General features: G+C 62.2%; 18 protein-coding genes. 9 read left to right on the plus strand and 9 right to left on the minus strand.

The features are described from left to right. Nucleotides 1–2: 2 nt before the first annotated feature. Genes ACWGPT_RS15205 through ACWGPT_RS15220 form a run of 4 tightly spaced genes read right to left on the minus strand, consistent with a single transcriptional unit; the run spans nt 3 to nt 2,741 of the window. Nucleotides 3–368, minus strand: coding sequence for a helix-turn-helix domain-containing protein (locus ACWGPT_RS15205; RefSeq protein WP_452606463.1), 366 nt, complete (start codon nt 366–368; stop codon nt 3–5). Continuing rightward, entirely contained in the window at nt 365–931 is a 567-nt protein-coding gene (locus ACWGPT_RS15210) for a Smr/MutS family protein (protein WP_452606464.1), read from the minus strand. The genes ACWGPT_RS15205 and ACWGPT_RS15210 overlap by 4 nt, the downstream gene beginning before the upstream one ends. Beyond that, a complete protein-coding gene (gene mltA / locus ACWGPT_RS15215) occupies nt 928–2,049 on the minus strand; it encodes a murein transglycosylase A (RefSeq protein WP_452606465.1) in 1,122 nt (373 codons plus the stop codon). Before mltA ends, ACWGPT_RS15210 begins: the two co-directional genes overlap by 4 nt. Further along, nucleotides 2,046–2,741 carry a Tim44/TimA family putative adaptor protein gene (locus tag ACWGPT_RS15220; protein ID WP_452606596.1) on the minus strand — a complete coding sequence of 232 codons (696 nt, stop codon included), beginning with the start codon at nt 2,739–2,741 and terminating at the stop codon, nt 2,046–2,048. Before ACWGPT_RS15220 ends, mltA begins: the two co-directional genes overlap by 4 nt. Nucleotides 2,742–2,850: 109 nt before the next feature. On the opposite strand from ACWGPT_RS15220, the gene ACWGPT_RS15225 reads away from it, so the two are divergent. Then, nucleotides 2,851–3,360, plus strand: coding sequence for an FxsA family protein (locus tag ACWGPT_RS15225; RefSeq protein ID WP_452606466.1), 510 nt, complete (start codon nt 2,851–2,853; stop codon nt 3,358–3,360). 87 nt (nt 3,361–3,447) lie between these two features. After that, a complete protein-coding gene (secB, locus tag ACWGPT_RS15230) occupies nt 3,448–3,927 on the plus strand; it encodes a protein-export chaperone SecB (protein ID WP_452606467.1) in 480 nt (159 codons plus the stop codon). A gap of 22 nt (nt 3,928–3,949) precedes the next feature. Here secB and dnaQ read toward each other — a convergent pair whose 3' ends face one another. From dnaQ to ACWGPT_RS15255, 5 genes are read right to left on the minus strand one after another with little or no spacing between them, the layout of a single operon-like run. Then, on the minus strand, nt 3,950–4,678 hold the full coding sequence (gene dnaQ, locus ACWGPT_RS15235; RefSeq protein ID WP_452606468.1) for a DNA polymerase III subunit epsilon: 729 nt from the start codon (nt 4,676–4,678) through the stop codon (nt 3,950–3,952). Next, complete coding sequence (gene coaE, locus ACWGPT_RS15240) at nt 4,671–5,279, minus strand: dephospho-CoA kinase (protein WP_452606469.1); 609 nt, start codon at nt 5,277–5,279, stop codon at nt 4,671–4,673. Before coaE ends, dnaQ begins: the two co-directional genes overlap by 8 nt. Continuing rightward, nucleotides 5,276–6,130, minus strand: coding sequence for a shikimate dehydrogenase (locus tag ACWGPT_RS15245; protein WP_452606470.1), 855 nt, complete (start codon nt 6,128–6,130; stop codon nt 5,276–5,278). The genes coaE and ACWGPT_RS15245 overlap by 4 nt, the downstream gene beginning before the upstream one ends. Then, complete coding sequence (locus ACWGPT_RS15250; RefSeq protein ID WP_452606471.1) at nt 6,123–6,719, minus strand: Maf-like protein; 597 nt, start codon at nt 6,717–6,719, stop codon at nt 6,123–6,125. Before ACWGPT_RS15250 ends, ACWGPT_RS15245 begins: the two co-directional genes overlap by 8 nt. A gap of 32 nt (nt 6,720–6,751) precedes the next feature. Further along, nucleotides 6,752–7,573 carry a pyruvate, water dikinase regulatory protein gene (locus ACWGPT_RS15255; protein WP_452606472.1) on the minus strand — a complete coding sequence of 274 codons (822 nt, stop codon included), beginning with the start codon at nt 7,571–7,573 and terminating at the stop codon, nt 6,752–6,754. Nucleotides 7,574–7,979: 406 nt separating this feature from the next. Here ACWGPT_RS15255 and hemE point away from each other — a divergent pair, with 406 nt between their 5' ends. The 7 genes from hemE (at nt 7,980) to ACWGPT_RS15290 (ending at nt 15,707) form a co-directional block, all read left to right on the plus strand. Further along, a complete protein-coding gene (hemE, locus tag ACWGPT_RS15260; RefSeq protein WP_452606473.1) occupies nt 7,980–9,014 on the plus strand; it encodes a uroporphyrinogen decarboxylase in 1,035 nt (344 codons plus the stop codon). Next, nucleotides 9,011–9,556, plus strand: coding sequence for a protoporphyrinogen oxidase HemJ (hemJ, locus tag ACWGPT_RS15265; RefSeq protein WP_452606474.1), 546 nt, complete (start codon nt 9,011–9,013; stop codon nt 9,554–9,556). Before hemE ends, hemJ begins: the two co-directional genes overlap by 4 nt. 177 nt (nt 9,557–9,733) lie before the next feature. Further along, nucleotides 9,734–10,999 carry a transcription termination factor Rho gene (rho, locus tag ACWGPT_RS15270; RefSeq protein WP_139346276.1) on the plus strand — a complete coding sequence of 422 codons (1,266 nt, stop codon included), beginning with the start codon at nt 9,734–9,736 and terminating at the stop codon, nt 10,997–10,999. A 75-nt stretch (nt 11,000–11,074) separates the two neighbouring features. Continuing rightward, nucleotides 11,075–12,373: a tRNA uridine-5-carboxymethylaminomethyl(34) synthesis GTPase MnmE gene (gene mnmE / locus ACWGPT_RS15275; protein ID WP_452606475.1), complete on the plus strand. Its 1,299-nt coding sequence runs from the start codon at nt 11,075–11,077 to the stop codon at nt 12,371–12,373. A 35-nt stretch (nt 12,374–12,408) separates the two neighbouring features. After that, on the plus strand, nt 12,409–14,283 hold the full coding sequence (gene mnmG / locus ACWGPT_RS15280; protein ID WP_452606476.1) for a tRNA uridine-5-carboxymethylaminomethyl(34) synthesis enzyme MnmG: 1,875 nt from the start codon (nt 12,409–12,411) through the stop codon (nt 14,281–14,283). Then, nucleotides 14,283–14,897, plus strand: a complete 615-nt coding sequence (rsmG, locus tag ACWGPT_RS15285) for a 16S rRNA (guanine(527)-N(7))-methyltransferase RsmG (protein WP_452606477.1) — start codon at nt 14,283–14,285, stop codon at nt 14,895–14,897. Before mnmG ends, rsmG begins: the two co-directional genes overlap by 1 nt. Before the next feature lie 21 nt (nt 14,898–14,918). Further along, nucleotides 14,919–15,707 carry a ParA family protein gene (locus ACWGPT_RS15290; RefSeq protein WP_452606478.1) on the plus strand — a complete coding sequence of 263 codons (789 nt, stop codon included), beginning with the start codon at nt 14,919–14,921 and terminating at the stop codon, nt 15,705–15,707. Nucleotide 15,708: the final 1 nt, after the last annotated feature.

Genomic DNA, 15,708 nt, shown 5'->3' on the forward strand with positions numbered 1-15,708 from the left:
AATCACCCCTTGGGAGGAGACCGGTCCAGGATTTTATCCATGGCCTCTATCACATCCGGCGGCAATGCGCGAATCTCCCGCGCGAGGCGGTTCGCAAACGCGGTATGTCCGGGGGGAAGGCCTGCCGTGTCGAGGACCGCCCTCGGGTGGGAGGCCTCCGCCGTCATGAAGAGTTGGTCCGCTTCGTCCCATATGATGTTGAAATAGCCGGCGATGCGCTGCAGGAGGTCGAAACTCGGCTTGCCCTTGCGGCCGTGCTCGAGCGCCGAGAGATAGGCCGGAGAGACGCCGATCGCCGCCGCGAGGTCCCGCTGCGTCACGCCGCGGCGCCGGCGCAGTTCCCGCAGCGCCTCCGCGAACGGGGTCATGGCTGATGCCTCGTGCGGCTGAGGCGCACGTAGAGGGCGCCCTCGCCGCCATGGTGCCGGGCCGCCCATTCATAGGAAGAGATGAGGAAACGGAACTCGGGCTTGGAGAACCAGAGCGGCACCGCCCGCCGCAACGCCCCTTCGCTGCCGAGCGAACTGCCCTTGCCGGTGATCACCAGCACGTGCCGCATGCCGCGATCGTGGGCCCGAAACAGGAAATCGAGAAGCAGATCATGCGCCTCGTCCTGGAACATCCCATGCAGATCGATGCGGGCCTCGATCGGCAGTCGGCCCTTGGCCAGCTTGCGGTGGACCGGTTTTTCCAGCGGCTGGTGGCCGGGCGTGCGCTTCGAACCGGCCGGCGGCGGCGGGACGTCGGCAGGCGCATCCTGCCGCGACTTCGGTGCGGGCCTCGCCAGTGCTGCCTCCTCCGCAGCCAGCATCGCCGCGATCTCCTCCTCCAGTTGGCGAAGATCCGCCTCGCGGCCGGACATGGCCCGCGTCGACTTCGCGACCTTTCCCCAGAGGATACGCTCTTCAGAACTGAGCTTGCGACCGCTCATCCAACCATCCTCGCCGAAGCAGAACGCGGGACAAGGATATAGAAATCCGCCTCGTTCCGCACCGCTCCCGCGAGCTCGCCGGCCCATGCTCCGGAGCCGGTGAAAATGTCGCCGCGGGCGGCGCCGACAATGGCGCTTCCGGTATCGAGCGCCATCATCGTGCGGGCAAAGGGTCGCCCCCCATCCATATGCGTGAGCGACGGCGCGTGGATGAAGAACGGGTAGCCAAAGGTGTGGATGAGGCGGTCGACCGCAAGGGCGCGTCCCGGAAGGAGCGGCACCTTGGCGGCCGCGATCGGACCGAGGTTGTCATCGGCCACCTCTGCCTCCCTGAAGAAAATATAGGAGCGGTTGTGCCAGAGGATCTCGTCCATCCGATGCGGATTGGCCTCCAGCCAGGCGCGGATCATCTGCATCGAGACCGTGGCCGCATCGATCTCCCCCAGATCGATCAGCAGCCTGCCGATAGCGCTGAAGGGGTGGCCCGACTTCGCCGCATAGGTGATCCGCCTCACGCTGCCGTCCGGATAGACGAGGCGCGCCGCGCCCTGAACATGGGCGAAGAAGACGTCCGCCCTGGAGCGGGCCCAGGCGATCTCCAGTCCCCGGCCATCGAGAAAGCCGTGATCGATCGCCTTCCTGTCGGGATATTCGATTATGCCCTGCGGACCGGAACGACCGAACCGCCAGGAAGCGTCCATGTCCGCCGGTCGGCTGGTATTGTCGAGATCAACGAGATCCTCCGGTCTGCTATAGAACGGATGGGCCCATATGTCGGACTTCGTATCCGACACTTCGACCTCCGGCTCGTAGAAGGCGGTCACGAAACCGCGACCACCCTCGCCGGGACAGATCATCAAAGGTTCGAAATGCTGCCCGAAAAAATCACGGGCAGCCGCCGGATCGCGAAGATCGGCGCCGAGGGCGGCTTCATAGGCGGGCAGGATCTCGTCGAACGATAGACCCAGAGAACCGGTCTTATAGGGCTTGCCGGAGCGGATATGGGAGAGGCAGTTGCGGATCCCGTCCACGAGGGCGCCCGGATGATCATCGCGCCACCCGGGCAGATCGGAAAAAGCCACCCGCCGAAGTGAAAAACCCGACGAGCCCTGCGTCATTGCTCGGATTCGGTCGCCACGAGCTTCCAGTTGGGGTCACGCGAGCGGACATCACGGGCGAAGGTCCAGATGTCGATGACTTCCGCGACCGCTTCCTGATCGCCGTCAATGACGGCGTCGGCCTTGTCGAAGGTCGCCGATATCAGCTGGCTCACGATGCGGACCGTCACCTGCTCCTCTTCACCCCGCACGGTTGCCTGGGTGATGTCCGCCTTGTTGATGCCGACAAAGGTGGATTTGACCACCTCGCCGCGCGACTCGCGTTCGGCGATGGCGGCATCGAAGCCCTCGTAGACTTCCTTCGACAGGAGGTTCTTGAGGGTCTTGCGATCACCGTCGGCGAAGGCCATCACGATCATCTCGTAGGCCATGCGCGCGCCGTTGAGAAACTCCCGGGGGCTGAAGGAGGGGTCGGCTTCGAGCAGCTGGCGCAGGCCGTCATTGACAGGAGTGCCGGGCTTGGCGACCGCATCGATTTCCGCAAACCGATCCTGTTCCGAGGCATCCCGGCTCGGCAAGGTCACGACCTTGCCGTCATCGCCTGCGGGGGTCTTGCTCGCCTCACGGGCACTGAAGGGATCGAAGGGCGGCTTCTCGTTACCCGTCCGCCGGCCCAGCACGCTCCGCAACTGCAGGAAAATCAGGACTGCCGCGACGAGGAAAAACAGAGTTATGAAGTCGTTGGAGCCCATCTTGTCCCGCAATACCGTTTAAATTCTTGTTGCAAGTCATCATATAGTCCGCAAACAGCATCATTCAAATAGCGAAGGCAAGCGCGGAACGCCCGCAGACGAGCATTATATGCGAACATCCCTCATCCCCCTTTCCATCCTTCTGCTGCCCCTGGCCGAAATCGCGGGCTTCGTCGTCGTCGGCCAGATGGTCGGCGTATGGGGAACGCTGGGCCTCGTGCTCCTGGGAAGCCTCGCCGGCCTGCTTCTCCTGCGCGTGCAGGGCCTGCAGATGCTGCGGAGGCTTTCGGAGGAAGGACGCGAGGGACGCATTCCCGGAGATGCTATCGTCCAGGGGGCAATGATCGTCATCGGCGCGCTGCTTCTTCTCATTCCCGGATTCATCACCGACATCATCGGGATCGCGCTCTTCATTCCTCCTGTCCGCCGCCTCGTCTGGTCGTGGATCGGCCGTCGTTTCGTGGTCGTCAGCTCGGCGTCCTATACGGAGCGGCACAGCTACGACCGCCAGAGAGAGCCGGCCGCGAACCGGCGCGTGCTCGACCTGGACGAGGACGATTTCAAGCGCGAACCGAACCCCGGTTCGCCCTGGTCCGGCCGCCGTCCCGACGAGGATTGACGCGCGCCTTCGCAAGGGGCGCCAGGGTTGTAAGCCCCTGGGCGAAGTGATAGACGGCCACCAAACGTCCACTTCCGAGGGAAAGTCATGGCAACCGAAAACGAACAGGGCACTCAGAGCCCGTCGCTCAACATCCTCGCCCAGTACACCAAGGATCTTTCCTTCGAAAATCCCGGTGCACCGCGCTCGCTGCAGTCGCGGGACAAGGCACCGGCAATCAACATCAACGTGAACGTCAACGCCAACCCGCTTTCGGAAACGGATTTCGACGTCGTTCTTTCGCTGAACGTCGAAGCCAAGGAAGGCGACAAGGTCGTGTTCGCGGCCGAGCTGGTCTATGGCGGCGTCTTCCGCGTGGCCGGCTTCCCGCAGGAGCACCTGCTGCCGGTGCTCTTCATCGAATGCCCGCGCCTGCTCTTCCCGTTCGCGCGCCAGATCATCGCAGACGTAACCCGCAACGGCGGCTTCCCGCCGCTGATGATCGATCCGATCGATTTTGCCCAGATGTTCGCCCAGCGCATGGCCGCCGAACGTGCGAAATCGCAGGTCCAACCGCTCAACAGCTGATCGCGTCAAAAGTTCTGAATTCTCAGGAAGCCCGGATGGCGACGTCCGGGCTTTCCGTTTCGTAACGGGCCCAGACCGCTTTCGCGCCGAGAGAGGCGACCAGCGCCCGATGCGCCTCGAGTTCCGCCGCACTGAGACGTGGCGGCAGCGGACGCGGGCGGGCCGAGGTACCGGCCACATGCTCCTCGATCTCGATGATCGTCGCGGTCGATTCGGCACCGACGAGGCCCAGCGCCGCCTGACGGCCGCCGGTCATCTCGATATAGACTTCCGCGAGCAGTTCGGAGTCCAGCAAGGCGCCGTGCTTGGTGCGGTGAGCATTGTCGATGCCGTAGCGCCGGCACAAGGCATCCAGCGAATTCGGACCCATCGGGTGCTTGCGGCGCGCCAGGGCGAGCGTATCGACGACATGCTCCATCGAGACCGGAGGAAGCCCCAGGCGATCGAACTCCGCGTTGATGAAGCCCATGTCGAAGTTGGCGTTGTGGGCTATCCACTTCGCGCCTTCGAAGAATTCGATGACCTGCCCCACGACATCGCCGAAGACCGGCTTGTCCTTCAGGAATTCATCGGTGATCCCGTGGACCGCCAGCGCGTCGGGGTGAACCTTCCGGTCGCCGGGGTTGATGTAGAGATGCAGCGTCCGACCGGTCGGGAAATTGTTGACGAGCTCGATCCCGCCGATCTCGATGATGCGGTCGAGCTTCGTCTCCAGTCCCGTCGTTTCCGTATCGAAGATGATCTCACGCATGGGCCGTCTCGCTTCTCCTGCCGGCTCTCAGCGCCGCGATGATCTCATCGACCCGCCGTCGCGCCGGCTCCAGTCCCCTACCGGTATCGATGAGGAAATCAGCCCTGCGGCGCTTTTCCTCATCCGGCATCTGCCGAGACAGAATCAGATTGAATTTTTCCTCCGTCATGCCCGGCCGCGCAAGGACCCGCTCACGTTGAATCTGTGGATCACAGGTCACGACGACGATGACGTCCACCCGGTCCTCCGCCTGGACCTCGAAAAGCAGGGGGATGTCGAGCACGATCATCTCCGCGTCGCGTGCGGCGTTCTCGGCCACAAAAGCCCGTTCACGTTCGCGGACAAGCGGATGGACGATGGCCTCGAGAACGGGAAAGTTAGCCGGATTCTCCGCCAGCCGACGCGCCAGCTCTCCGCGATCCACGCCGCCGTCGTCGATAGTTCCGGGAAAGGCCTTGCCAATCGGCTCCACGGCGTCCGAACGATAGAGATCATGGACAACGGCATCCGCGTCACTGACCGGAATGCCCGCATCAGCGAACATGCGCGCCGTGGTCGACTTGCCCATTCCGATCGAGCCGGTCAACCCGATGACGATCATGGCTTCTGATCCATGTCGGCGATGACGAGGTCGCGGAGCGCGCGGTCGACCGTGGGCCGCACGCCGAACCATTTTTCGAAACCGGGCACCGCCTGATGGAGGAGCATGCCCAGTCCATCGACCGTCGAAAGGCCCTCCGCCTCCGCCTGCTGCAGGATCGGCGTCTTCAGCGGCACGTAGACGATGTCGGTCACGAGCGCGCCGGGGGACATGGACTTGAAGCCGATCACGGGAACGGCCTCCCCGTCCATCCCGAGGGATGTCGTGTTGACGAAAAGACCAGCCCCCTGGAGCACTTCCGAGAGCGCCGTCATCGGGTGGGCGTGGATGGTCGGTCCAAAGCGGTCGGCCAGTTCACGGGCGCGCGGAAGTGTCCGGTTGACGACGTTGATCTCGGAAACGCCGCGTTCGCGAAGGGCCCAGATTACGGCGCGGCTGGCACCCCCGGCTCCGAGCACCACCGCCTTCGAGACCTTGTCCCAGCCCGGGTGGCGTTCATCGAGGTTGGCCGCAAAACCGTGCGCGTCGGTATTGGTCGCACAGAGTTCCCCGTCCTCCATCCAGAGGGTATTCGCGGCCCCCAGTTCCTCGACGACGGGATCACGACGATCGGCGAGGGAGCAGGCCGCTTCCTTGTGCGGGATCGTGACGTTGCCGCCGACGTAGGGCGAGGTGCCGGATTTCAGACCGGCGATGAATGCCGGAAAATCCTCGACCGTCACCGCCTCCCGCCGGTAGTCGCCGCGGATGCCGAACGTATCCAGCCAGTGATGATGGATGAGCGGCGAGCGCGAGTGCTTCACGGGCCAGCCTGTGACGAAGGCCTCGACCGTTTCACGTGAATCAGCCATCGATCGCTCCCATTTCGCGCAGTTTCGCGAGAAGCGGCAGCATGGGAAGTCCCAGGATCGTGAAATAGTCGCCATCAATCGCGGAGAAGAGATGGATGCCTTCTCCCTCCAACTGATAGGCGCCGACGCTCGACAGGAGCTTTTCGCCGCAGCGCGCGACATAGCGATCGATGAAGGCCTCGCTCAGCGGGCGGACCGTCATGTCGGCATGGGAGACATGATCCCAGACAACCGCTCCATCCCTGGCGAGAGCCACGCCGCTGTTCAGGCGATGGGTCTTTCCGGAAAGCGCGGCTATGTGGCTGCGCGCCTCGCGGATATCCGCGGGCTTGTGGAACACGCGCTCGCCAAGCGACATGGTCTGGTCAGAGCCCAGCACGAGGAAGCCCGGAAAACGGCGGCTGACATCCAGCGCCTTCGCCCTTGCGAGTTCCACAGCCACCTGTTCGGGGCCGGCATGCATTTCGGTGAGGCGCCCCTCGATCGCCCGCTCGTCGATACCGGCGGGATGCGCCTCGAACGATAGGCCGGCATTTTGCAGAAGCATGCGGCGAAAGGGACTGGACGAGGCGAGAACAAGCGAGGTCATGGAGACAGCGATCCGGATATGGTCCGATTCGCTTACCTGACACGCGGTCTGAGCGCAACGATGGCGGCCGCCGTCTCTTCGATCGAGCGTCGCGTGACGTCGATCACCGGCCATCCATGCCGGGCGCACAGGCTGCGGGCATATTTCAGCTCTTCGTGGATATTGGCCTTGTCGGTGTAGTCCCTCCGGTCGAAGCCCTGGGTCACCCCGAGCTCGCGGTTTTCGCGCACCTGGGCGATGCGATCGGAGGTCGCGATCAGTCCGACGATCAGCGGCCGCGTCGAGCGCAGGAGACTTTCCGGGAGCTGCATGTCGAGAACGACGGGGAGGTTCGCCGTCTTGATGCCGCGATTGGCGAGATAGATGCTGGTGGGTGTCTTCGACGTGCGGCTGATACCGATCAGCACCACGTCGGCCTGGTCATAATCCTCCGGCAGCTGGCCGTCATCGTGATCCATCGTGAAGTTGAGCGCTTCCATGCGGGCGAAATAATCGGCGTCCAGGGCGTGCTGCGCACCGACCCGCCGACGCGATGGCGAACCGAGATAGGTCTGGAACGTCGCCATCACCGGTTCGAGGAGATTGACGGACGGAATGCCGAGATCGCGGCAACGCAGGTCGAGCAGGCCGGCCAGTTCCTCGTCGACGATCGTGTAAAGGACAATGCCGGGTTCGCGGTCGATGGATTCCAGAACGGAGGCGAGCTGCCGGCGGCTGCGAACCAGCGGATAGATGTGTTCGATCGCCGCATAAGCCTGGAACTGCGCCGAGACCGCCCTGCCGGCCGACATCAGAGTCTCGCCCGTGGAGTCAGAAATCAGGTGCAGATGGAAGTAGTTTTTACGGTTCTCCACGCTGTTCTGGACCCTCTGTTGATAACCCGGGACAGGAGACCGCCCGGGGGGGGCGCCGGCTGCCACGGCTGGGATAACCTGCGATTTTTCCACATCCCTGTCCCGCGGGGACACGTTCCGGAGCGTTCTGTGGAGACCGTGGAAAGGTTCCGACTTCCCTGCCCGTTGTCAACAGGTTCTCCACAGGAGGCGTGCATTGCCGCTCTGCCTCATCCATCTGATCTTGCTTCGGAAATTTCGATCCGGCCAATTGCGTTGGCGATCGGTCCGGATTTCCTCCACATCCCTCTGCCGAGGGCGGCGGATCGTCGCGTTGCCAGTGGAGGACGTTTAATCCTTGATACCCACCGACTCTAAGAAATAGAAAGCCTTTAAAAGATCTTTTCTTATTTTTTAGGAGAACAACGTGCCCGGCCCATCCCGGAAGATCGTCGACGTGCTGGAAGGCAAAACCGTTACCCCTCCTCCCGTCTGGCTCATGAGACAGGCAGGACGCTACCTGCCAGAATATCGCGAGACACGCGCCAAGGCGGGAAGCTTCCTCGATCTCTGTTATTCGCCCGACAATGCGGTCGAGGTGACCTTGCAGCCGATCCGCAGATACGGCTTCGACGCGGCGATCCTGTTCTCCGATATCCTCGTCATTCCCGATGCCCTGAAACGCAACGTCCGCTTCGTACAGGGCGAAGGACCGCAGATGGATCCGATCGACGTTGCCGGCATCGAGCGGTTGAACGGGGACGGGGTGCTTTCCCACCTGAAGCCCGTCATCGAGACGGTGGGTCGGCTTCGAAAGGAACTGCCGGAGGAAACCGCACTGCTCGGCTTTTGCGGTGCCCCCTGGACGGTCGCCACCTACATGATCGCCGGACACGGAACGCCCGACCAGGCCCCGGCGCGGCTGTTTGCCTACCGGAACCCCGAGGTCTTTCTGCGGCTACTCGACTTTCTCGCCGATGTTTCGGCAGAATACCTGATCGCCCAGATCGATGCCGGCGCCGACGCCGTCCAGATCTTCGATTCCTGGGCGGGCGTTCTCGGTGAACGGGAGTTTCAGGCCTATGCGGTCCGACCCGTCGCCCGGATGATCCGTACCGTGCGGGCAGCCCGACCGGGAGCGCGGATCATCGCCTTTGCCAAGGGCGCGGGAATGAACCTGAAGTCCTATCGCCAGCAGACCGACGCCAACGCCATCGGCCTTGACTGGAGCGTCCCCCTCTCCTTTGCGACGGAGCTGCAGAAGGAGGGGCCCGTACAGGGCAATCTTGACCCGATGCGGGTCGTCGCGGGCGGCCGTGCATTGTCGGAGGGCATCGATGCCATCCTGCAGGCACTCGGGAACGGGCCGCTGATTTTCAATCTTGGCCACGGCATCACGCCGGATGCGGATCCGGCTCATGTGAGCGACCTGGTTCGTCAGGTGAGAGGATACAAGCCATGACGGAAATCGAGCGTCAAACGGACGAAAGCGCCGGGCGCCGGGCCTCGCGGAAGGCCTATGTCGCGATCGGGATCTTCGTCGCCCTGATCGCGGCCCTCTACTTCCTTCAGCCGGACAGCTTCGATCTCTGGATGAAGGCGCTGCACATCATCGCCGTGATCTCCTGGATGGCGGGGCTGTTCTACCTCCCGCGGCTGTTCATCTACCACACGGATGCGGAGGTGGGCTCCGTCCAGTCGGAAACCTTCAAGGTCATGGAGCGCCGCCTTTTGAAGGTGATCATGAACCCCGCGATGATGATCACCTGGATGAGCGGCCTTTACCTCGCCTGGGCAAGCTTCGACTTCCAGGGGGGCTGGCTTCACGCGAAGATCGCCCTGGTGGTTGTCCTGACTGTCGTGCACGTGATGTTCAGCCGCGGCATGCGGACGTTTGGAGCAGATGGGCCGCGCCGGACGGCCCGCTACTGGCGGATGATGAACGAGGTTCCGACGGTGCTGATGATCGCCATCGTCGTCCTGGTGGTGCTGAAGCCGTTCTGAGATTCCCGGTTTCTGCCGGCATCGGCACGTTTCCCCTTGCGGGGGCCGGCGTGAGTCGCTATTTTCTGCCATCTCATCTCGTGGCATGCTCGTAATCCCACTCCTCCCCGGAAAGCTCCGCGGCGAGAATTTCACCGGCACGCCTTTTTCCCTCATCGCCTATTACGTGGTCCCTTCATGGCTGAAATGAAGCTTCAAGAACTCAAGAGCAAGTCGCCGACCGACCTGCTGACCTTCGCCGAATCCCTCGAGGTCGAGAACGCCAGCACGATGCGCAAGCAGGAGCTGATGTTCGCGATTTTGAAGGTTCTGGCGAGTCAGGACGTGGAAATCATCGGCGAAGGCGTGGTCGAGGTGCTGCAGGACGGCTTCGGTTTCCTTCGTTCCGCCAATGCAAACTACCTGCCGGGACCCGACGACATCTACATTTCTCCGTCGCAGATCCGCCGCTTTTCGCTGAAGACCGGCGATACGGTGGAAGGTCCGATCCGCGGTCCCAAGGAAGGCGAACGCTATTTCGCGCTCCTGAAGGTCAATACGATCAATTTCGACGACCCGGAAAAGATCCGCCACAAGGTTCACTTCGACAACCTGACGCCGCTCTACCCGAACGAGCGGTTCAAGATGGAACTCGACGTCCCGACGTCGAAGGACCTCTCGGCCCGGGTGATCGATCTCGTGGCACCGCTCGGCAAGGGCCAGCGCGGTCTGATCGTGGCGCCGCCGCGAACGGGTAAGACGGTCCTGCTGCAGAACATCGCCCACTCGATCACCGCCAACCATCCCGAATGCTATCTCATCGTTCTCCTGATCGACGAGCGGCCGGAAGAAGTGACGGACATGCAGCGTTCGGTCCGCGGCGAGGTGGTCTCCTCGACCTTCGACGAGCCGGCAGTTCGCCACGTCCAGGTTGCCGAAATGGTCATCGAGAAGGCCAAGCGCCTCGTCGAGCACGGACGCGACGTCGTCATCCTGCTCGATTCGATCACCCGCCTCGGTCGCGCCTACAACACGGTCGTGCCGTCTTCGGGCAAGGTCCTGACCGGTGGTGTCGATGCGAACGCCCTGCAGCGCCCGAAGCGCTTCTTCGGTGCCGCCCGAAATATCGAGGAAGGCGGATCACTGACGATCATCGCGACCGCGCTGATCGATACCGGTAGCCGCATGGACGAGGTGATCTTCGAAGAATTCAAGGGTACGGGTAACTCGGAAATCGTGCTTGACCGCAAGGTAGCCGACAAGCGTATCTTCCCGGCCATGGATATCCTCAAGTCGGGCACCCGCAAGGAAGACCTGCTCGTTCCGCGCCAGGATCTGCAGAAGATCTTCGTCCTTCGCCGCATTCTTGCGCCGATGGGAACAACGGATGCGATCGAGTTCCTGATCGACAAACTGAAGCAGACGAAGAACAACGGCGATTTCTTCGACTCCATGAACACCTAATCTTTATCCGGATTCACAGCTTTGAAAGCGCTCGGCCCTGCCGGGCGCTTTCGGCTTTCCGGACGAGGCGAGCAGATGAGCGTTACGAAGGATACGATATTCGCGCTTTCCAGCGGCGCCCTTCCAGCCGGGGTCGCCGTGGTTCGCATCAGCGGACCTGAAGCCTTCCCCGCCCTCTCTCGGCTCACCAGCAGCGCACAGCCAGAGCCGCGGAAGGCCGCACTTCGCCGGATTCGGAGCCGCGACGGGCGCATGATCGATGAGGCGCTCGTCCTCACATTTCCCGCCCCTCATTCGTTCACCGGCGAGAATGTCGTCGAACTGCACCTGCACGGAAGCCGGGCGGTCGTGAACGCGGTCTCCGCTGAGCTTGGCGACATGGAGGGGTTGAGGGCGGCCGAGGCCGGGGAGTTTTCCCGCCGTGCCTTCGAGAACGGACGCCTTGACCTTGTGGAAGCGGAGGGCCTGTCTGAGCTGATCTCGGCTGAAACCGAAATGCAGCGCCGACTGGCGGTAGAGCAGAGCTTCGGAGGCCAATCCCGCCTCTATCAGACCTGGGCGGAGCGGTTGACGCATGCGCGGGCCATGATCGAGGCAGAACTCGATTTCGCCGACGAGGACGATGTGCCGGGCTCCGTCGGCGAACAGGTCACGGGCGAGATCGCCGCCGTCGCGGCAGACCTGGAGGCGCACCTGAAGTCGGCGAAGGGTGGCGAGATCATCCGCGACGGCTTCAAGGTCGCTATCGTCGGTGCTCCGAACGCCGGTAAGTCGAGCCTCCTGAACTACCTCGCCAATCGCGACGTGGCGATCGTGACGGATGTCGCCGGGACGACGCGGGATGTGTTGCATATCGACCTGGACATGGATGGCTACCTGGTTCGGCTCTTCGACACAGCCGGAATACGTCACTCGACGGATGCGATCGAGCAGGAAGGGATCCGACGGGCACGACAGATGATCGAGAAAGCCGATCTGGTCCTTCAGTTGGAGGAGATCGGGATGGGGGCGGAAGTGGGCCAATTCCCGAACGCGCTCAGGGTGGGGACGAAGTCCGACATCCACCCGGCGTCACAAAGCTACGACCTTTGCCTTTCCACGGTGACCGGCGATGGCATTGACACTCTGCGCGAGAACATCATTAGCCGGATTCGCTCAGCTTGGAGCGGGTCCGTAGCTCCGACGCGCGAGCGTCAACTCACGTTGCTTAGGGATACTTCCATTTCGCTGCAGGCCGCATTAAATACCAGCGAACTCGAATTGCGTGCGGAGCATCTCCGTCGCGCGGCGGTTTCCCTCGGTCGAATCACCGGGCATGTCGATGTCGAGCAGCTGCTGGACGTCATATTTTCACAGTTTTGTATCGGAAAGTGAGTGATTCACGTGAAACACTCAACGGATGGCGGATCATGAACAAGCGTTATGACGTCGTGGTCATCGGCGGTGGACATGCGGGCTGCGAAGCTGCAAGCGCGGCTGCACGGATGGGCGCGCAAACGGCATTGGTCACCCACAAACGCGATACGATCGGCGTAATGTCCTGCAATCCTGCCATCGGGGGCCTTGGAAAAGGGCATCTGGTGAGGGAAGTCGACGCTCTTGACGGGCTGATGGGACGGGTGGCGGACGTTTCCGGCATCCAGTTCCGTATGCTCAACCGTCGAAAGGGTCCGGCGGTCCGGGGACCGCGGACGCAGGCCGATCGTAAGCTGTACCGGGAGGCGATGCAGCGGGAAATTCTCGGGCAACAGAACCTAGACGTGATCGCGGGGGACGTCTTCGATATCGATGTCGACGGCGGGCGGGTAAGCGCCGTCGTTCTTGCGGACGGCCGGCGCTATGAGTGCGCTGCCGCGGTCCTGACGACCGGCACCTTCCTGCGCGGACTTATCCACATAGGCACGGAGAAGTTCGCTGCCGGGCGGATGGGTGAAGAGCCCTCCGTCGGGCTGTCCGCAACTCTTGAGAGAATTGGCTTGCGCCTTGGCCGCCTGAAGACCGGCACACCGGCGAGACTCGACGGGCGGACGATCGACTGGGAAATCATCGGCCATCAGGAGGCGGACGACGAGCCGGTGCCATTCTCTTTCCTGACCGATCGTATCACGGTCCGCCAGCTTGCCTGCGGGGTCACGCGGACAAATAGTGCCACGCACCGGATCATCGAGGAGAACATCAATCGCTCGGCCATGTACTCGGGTCAGATCGAGGGGGTTGGTCCGCGTTACTGTCCGTCGATCGAGGACAAGATCGTTCGCTTCGGCGAACGCGATGGCCATCAGATCTTTCTGGAGCCCGAAGGGCTGGATGACGATACGGTCTATCCGAACGGGATTTCGACGTCGCTTCCGGCCGATGTCCAGGAGGCGTTCATTCGCACGATCCCCGGCCTCGAGCAGGTGACGATACTGCAGCCGGGTTATGCGATCGAGTATGACCATGTCGATCCGCGCGAACTCGGCTCCTCCCTTGAAGTCAGGAAGATGCCGGGCCTCTTCCTGGCAGGCCAGATCAATGGGACCACGGGGTACGAAGAAGCGGCAGCACAGGGTCTCGTGGCAGGCCTCAACGCCGCCCTACTTGCAGGGGGACGCGACGCTCACGCATTCAGCAGGTCGGGCTCTTATATCGGCGTGATGATCGATGACCTGACGAGCCGGGGCGTCAGTGAGCCCTATCGCATGTTTACCTCCCGGGCCGAGTACAGGCTGTCCTTGCGAGCCGATAATGCCGACGAACGGTTGACACCGGAGGGGGTGCGGCTGGGTCTCGTATCCACGCGTCGCAAGGATGCTTTCAAAGCCTATGAGGCCGATCTTGGAAGATGGCGGCAGCGTATGCAAGACCTTTCCCTGACGCCGAACGAAGGGGAGCAATTCGGGATAAAGCTCAATCGCGACGGGCAACGGCGCTCGGCGATGGACTTGCTGGCCTACCCGAACATCGATGTATCTACGGTTCAGCGAGTTTGGCCTGAGCTGAATGCGATGCCTCGGCGCGTAGGCGATGCGCTCGCGATTGAAGCGGGGTATGCGGTATACTTAGAACGTCAGGAAAGCGATATAGTGGCTCTACGGCGGGACGAGGGTGTCCGAATACCGCCTGACTTCGACTATAACAGACTTTCCGGGCTTTCGAACGAGCTGAAGGCAAAACTGTCAAGCAGGCGGCCTGAGACACTGGCCCAGGCATCGCGCATTGAAGGGATGACGCCGGCGGCATCCGCGCTGCTGCTTGCCAACCTCCGGAAGCAGGACGTTCCCCTAAAGGGGCGTGTGTCCTGATGCTCCTGAATGGCAAATCTGTTTCACGTGAAACGCAGCGTCGACTTGAGCATTTTTCGGGGTTGTTCCAGAAGTGGGCGCGGCGGATTAACCTCGTAGCGCCTTCTACACTGGAGGAGGCGTGGAACCGGCACATCGCGGACAGCGCCCAGATATTCCAGCTTCATCCTGATCCGGCGGACTGGATCGACCTCGGCTCGGGGGGCGGGTTTCCGGGGGTGATCACCGCGATCCTGCTGGCAGAAACGGGCTCCGGCTGGGTCAATCTGGTCGAAAGCAATCAGAAGAAGGCTTCGTTTCTGCGCGTTGCGCTCATGGAATGCGAGGCCCGGGGGTCCGTGCACCCGGTAAGGATAGAAGATGCATCGGCAAGTCTGGCGCGATGCGACATGATTTCCGCGCGGGCCCTGGCGGAACTGGATCTGCTTTTCCGATACTCCGCACACTGGATGATCGGGACATCCTGTCGGGCACTCTTTCACAAAGGCCGGGATTACCGGCGCGAGATCGACAAAGCGCGTAGCGAGTGGGACTTCGATCTGGTAATACATCCAAGTGTCGTCGAGCGAGACTCGGTGATCCTGGAGATCAGCGGACTCCGGCAGAAGATTTGATCCAGCGTTGTCAGGTGCGGCATGACGAACGGCAATCGTATCATCACAATCGCCAACCAGAAGGGTGGCGTCGGCAAGACGACGACGGCCATCAATCTCGCCACAGCCCTTGCCGCCATCGGCGAGACGGTGCTCATCATTGATCTCGATCCCCAGGGGAATGCCAGCACCGGCCTCGGAATAGACCGTCGGGATCGTGAGCTTTCCTCCTACGACCTCTTGATCGGAAGCCATACGGTCGAACAAACGGTGCTGCCGACCGCAGTCCCGAACCTGTTCATCGTTCCTTCGACCATGGATCTTCTGGGACTGGAGATGGAAATCTCTCAGGAGGCGGATCGGGTCTTCAGGCTGAGGCGCGCCCTTTCGGCAGCTGTCCTCCCTTATTCCTACGTCATCGTCGACTGCCCGCCCTCGTTCAATCTCCTGACGATGAACGCCATGGCTGCAGCACAGTCGGTTCTCGTTCCGCTGCAGTGCGAGTTCTTCGCGCTCGAGGGCCTCAGCCAGCTGCTCGAAACTGTGAATCAGGTCCGTCAGACGGTCAATCCGACCCTGGATATCCAGGGCGTGGTGCTGACCATGTTCGATTCGCGGAACAACCTCGCCCAACAGGTGGTGAACGATGTTCGCACCTATCTTGGTGAGAAAGTCTATCACACGCTGATTCCTCGGAACGTACGCGTCTCCGAAGCACCCAGCTACGGCAAGCCGGCAATCCTGTACGACCTGAAGTGCGCCGGCAGCCAGGCTTACCTGCAGCTTGCGTCGGAAGTCATTCAGCGCGAGCGTCGCCGGAAAGCGGCGTAAC

It is taken from the genome of Pseudorhizobium sp. NPDC055634 (genome assembly GCF_053618655.1).

Coding starts and splice junctions, on each gene's coding strand:
- ACWGPT_RS15205 (WP_452606463.1), bottom strand. CDS start 368: ATGACCCCGTTCGCGGAGGCGCTGCGGGAACTGCGCCGGCGCCGCGGC.
- ACWGPT_RS15210 (WP_452606464.1), bottom strand. CDS start 931: ATGAGCGGTCGCAAGCTCAGTTCTGAAGAGCGTATCCTCTGGGGAAAG.
- mltA (WP_452606465.1), bottom strand. CDS start 2,049: ATGACGCAGGGCTCGTCGGGTTTTTCACTTCGGCGGGTGGCTTTTTCC.
- ACWGPT_RS15220 (WP_452606596.1), bottom strand. CDS start 2,741: ATGGGCTCCAACGACTTCATAACTCTGTTTTTCCTCGTCGCGGCAGTC.
- ACWGPT_RS15225 (WP_452606466.1), top strand. CDS start 2,851: ATGCGAACATCCCTCATCCCCCTTTCCATCCTTCTGCTGCCCCTGGCC.
- secB (WP_452606467.1), top strand. CDS start 3,448: ATGGCAACCGAAAACGAACAGGGCACTCAGAGCCCGTCGCTCAACATC.
- dnaQ (WP_452606468.1), bottom strand. CDS start 4,678: ATGCGTGAGATCATCTTCGATACGGAAACGACGGGACTGGAGACGAAG.
- coaE (WP_452606469.1), bottom strand. CDS start 5,279: ATGATCGTCATCGGGTTGACCGGCTCGATCGGAATGGGCAAGTCGACC.
- ACWGPT_RS15245 (WP_452606470.1), bottom strand. CDS start 6,130: ATGGCTGATTCACGTGAAACGGTCGAGGCCTTCGTCACAGGCTGGCCC.
- ACWGPT_RS15250 (WP_452606471.1), bottom strand. CDS start 6,719: ATGACCTCGCTTGTTCTCGCCTCGTCCAGTCCCTTTCGCCGCATGCTT.
- hemJ (WP_452606474.1), top strand. CDS start 9,011: ATGACGGAAATCGAGCGTCAAACGGACGAAAGCGCCGGGCGCCGGGCC.
- rho (WP_139346276.1), top strand. CDS start 9,734: ATGGCTGAAATGAAGCTTCAAGAACTCAAGAGCAAGTCGCCGACCGAC.
- mnmE (WP_452606475.1), top strand. CDS start 11,075: ATGAGCGTTACGAAGGATACGATATTCGCGCTTTCCAGCGGCGCCCTT.
- mnmG (WP_452606476.1), top strand. CDS start 12,409: ATGAACAAGCGTTATGACGTCGTGGTCATCGGCGGTGGACATGCGGGC.
- rsmG (WP_452606477.1), top strand. CDS start 14,283: ATGCTCCTGAATGGCAAATCTGTTTCACGTGAAACGCAGCGTCGACTT.
- ACWGPT_RS15290 (WP_452606478.1), top strand. CDS start 14,919: ATGACGAACGGCAATCGTATCATCACAATCGCCAACCAGAAGGGTGGC.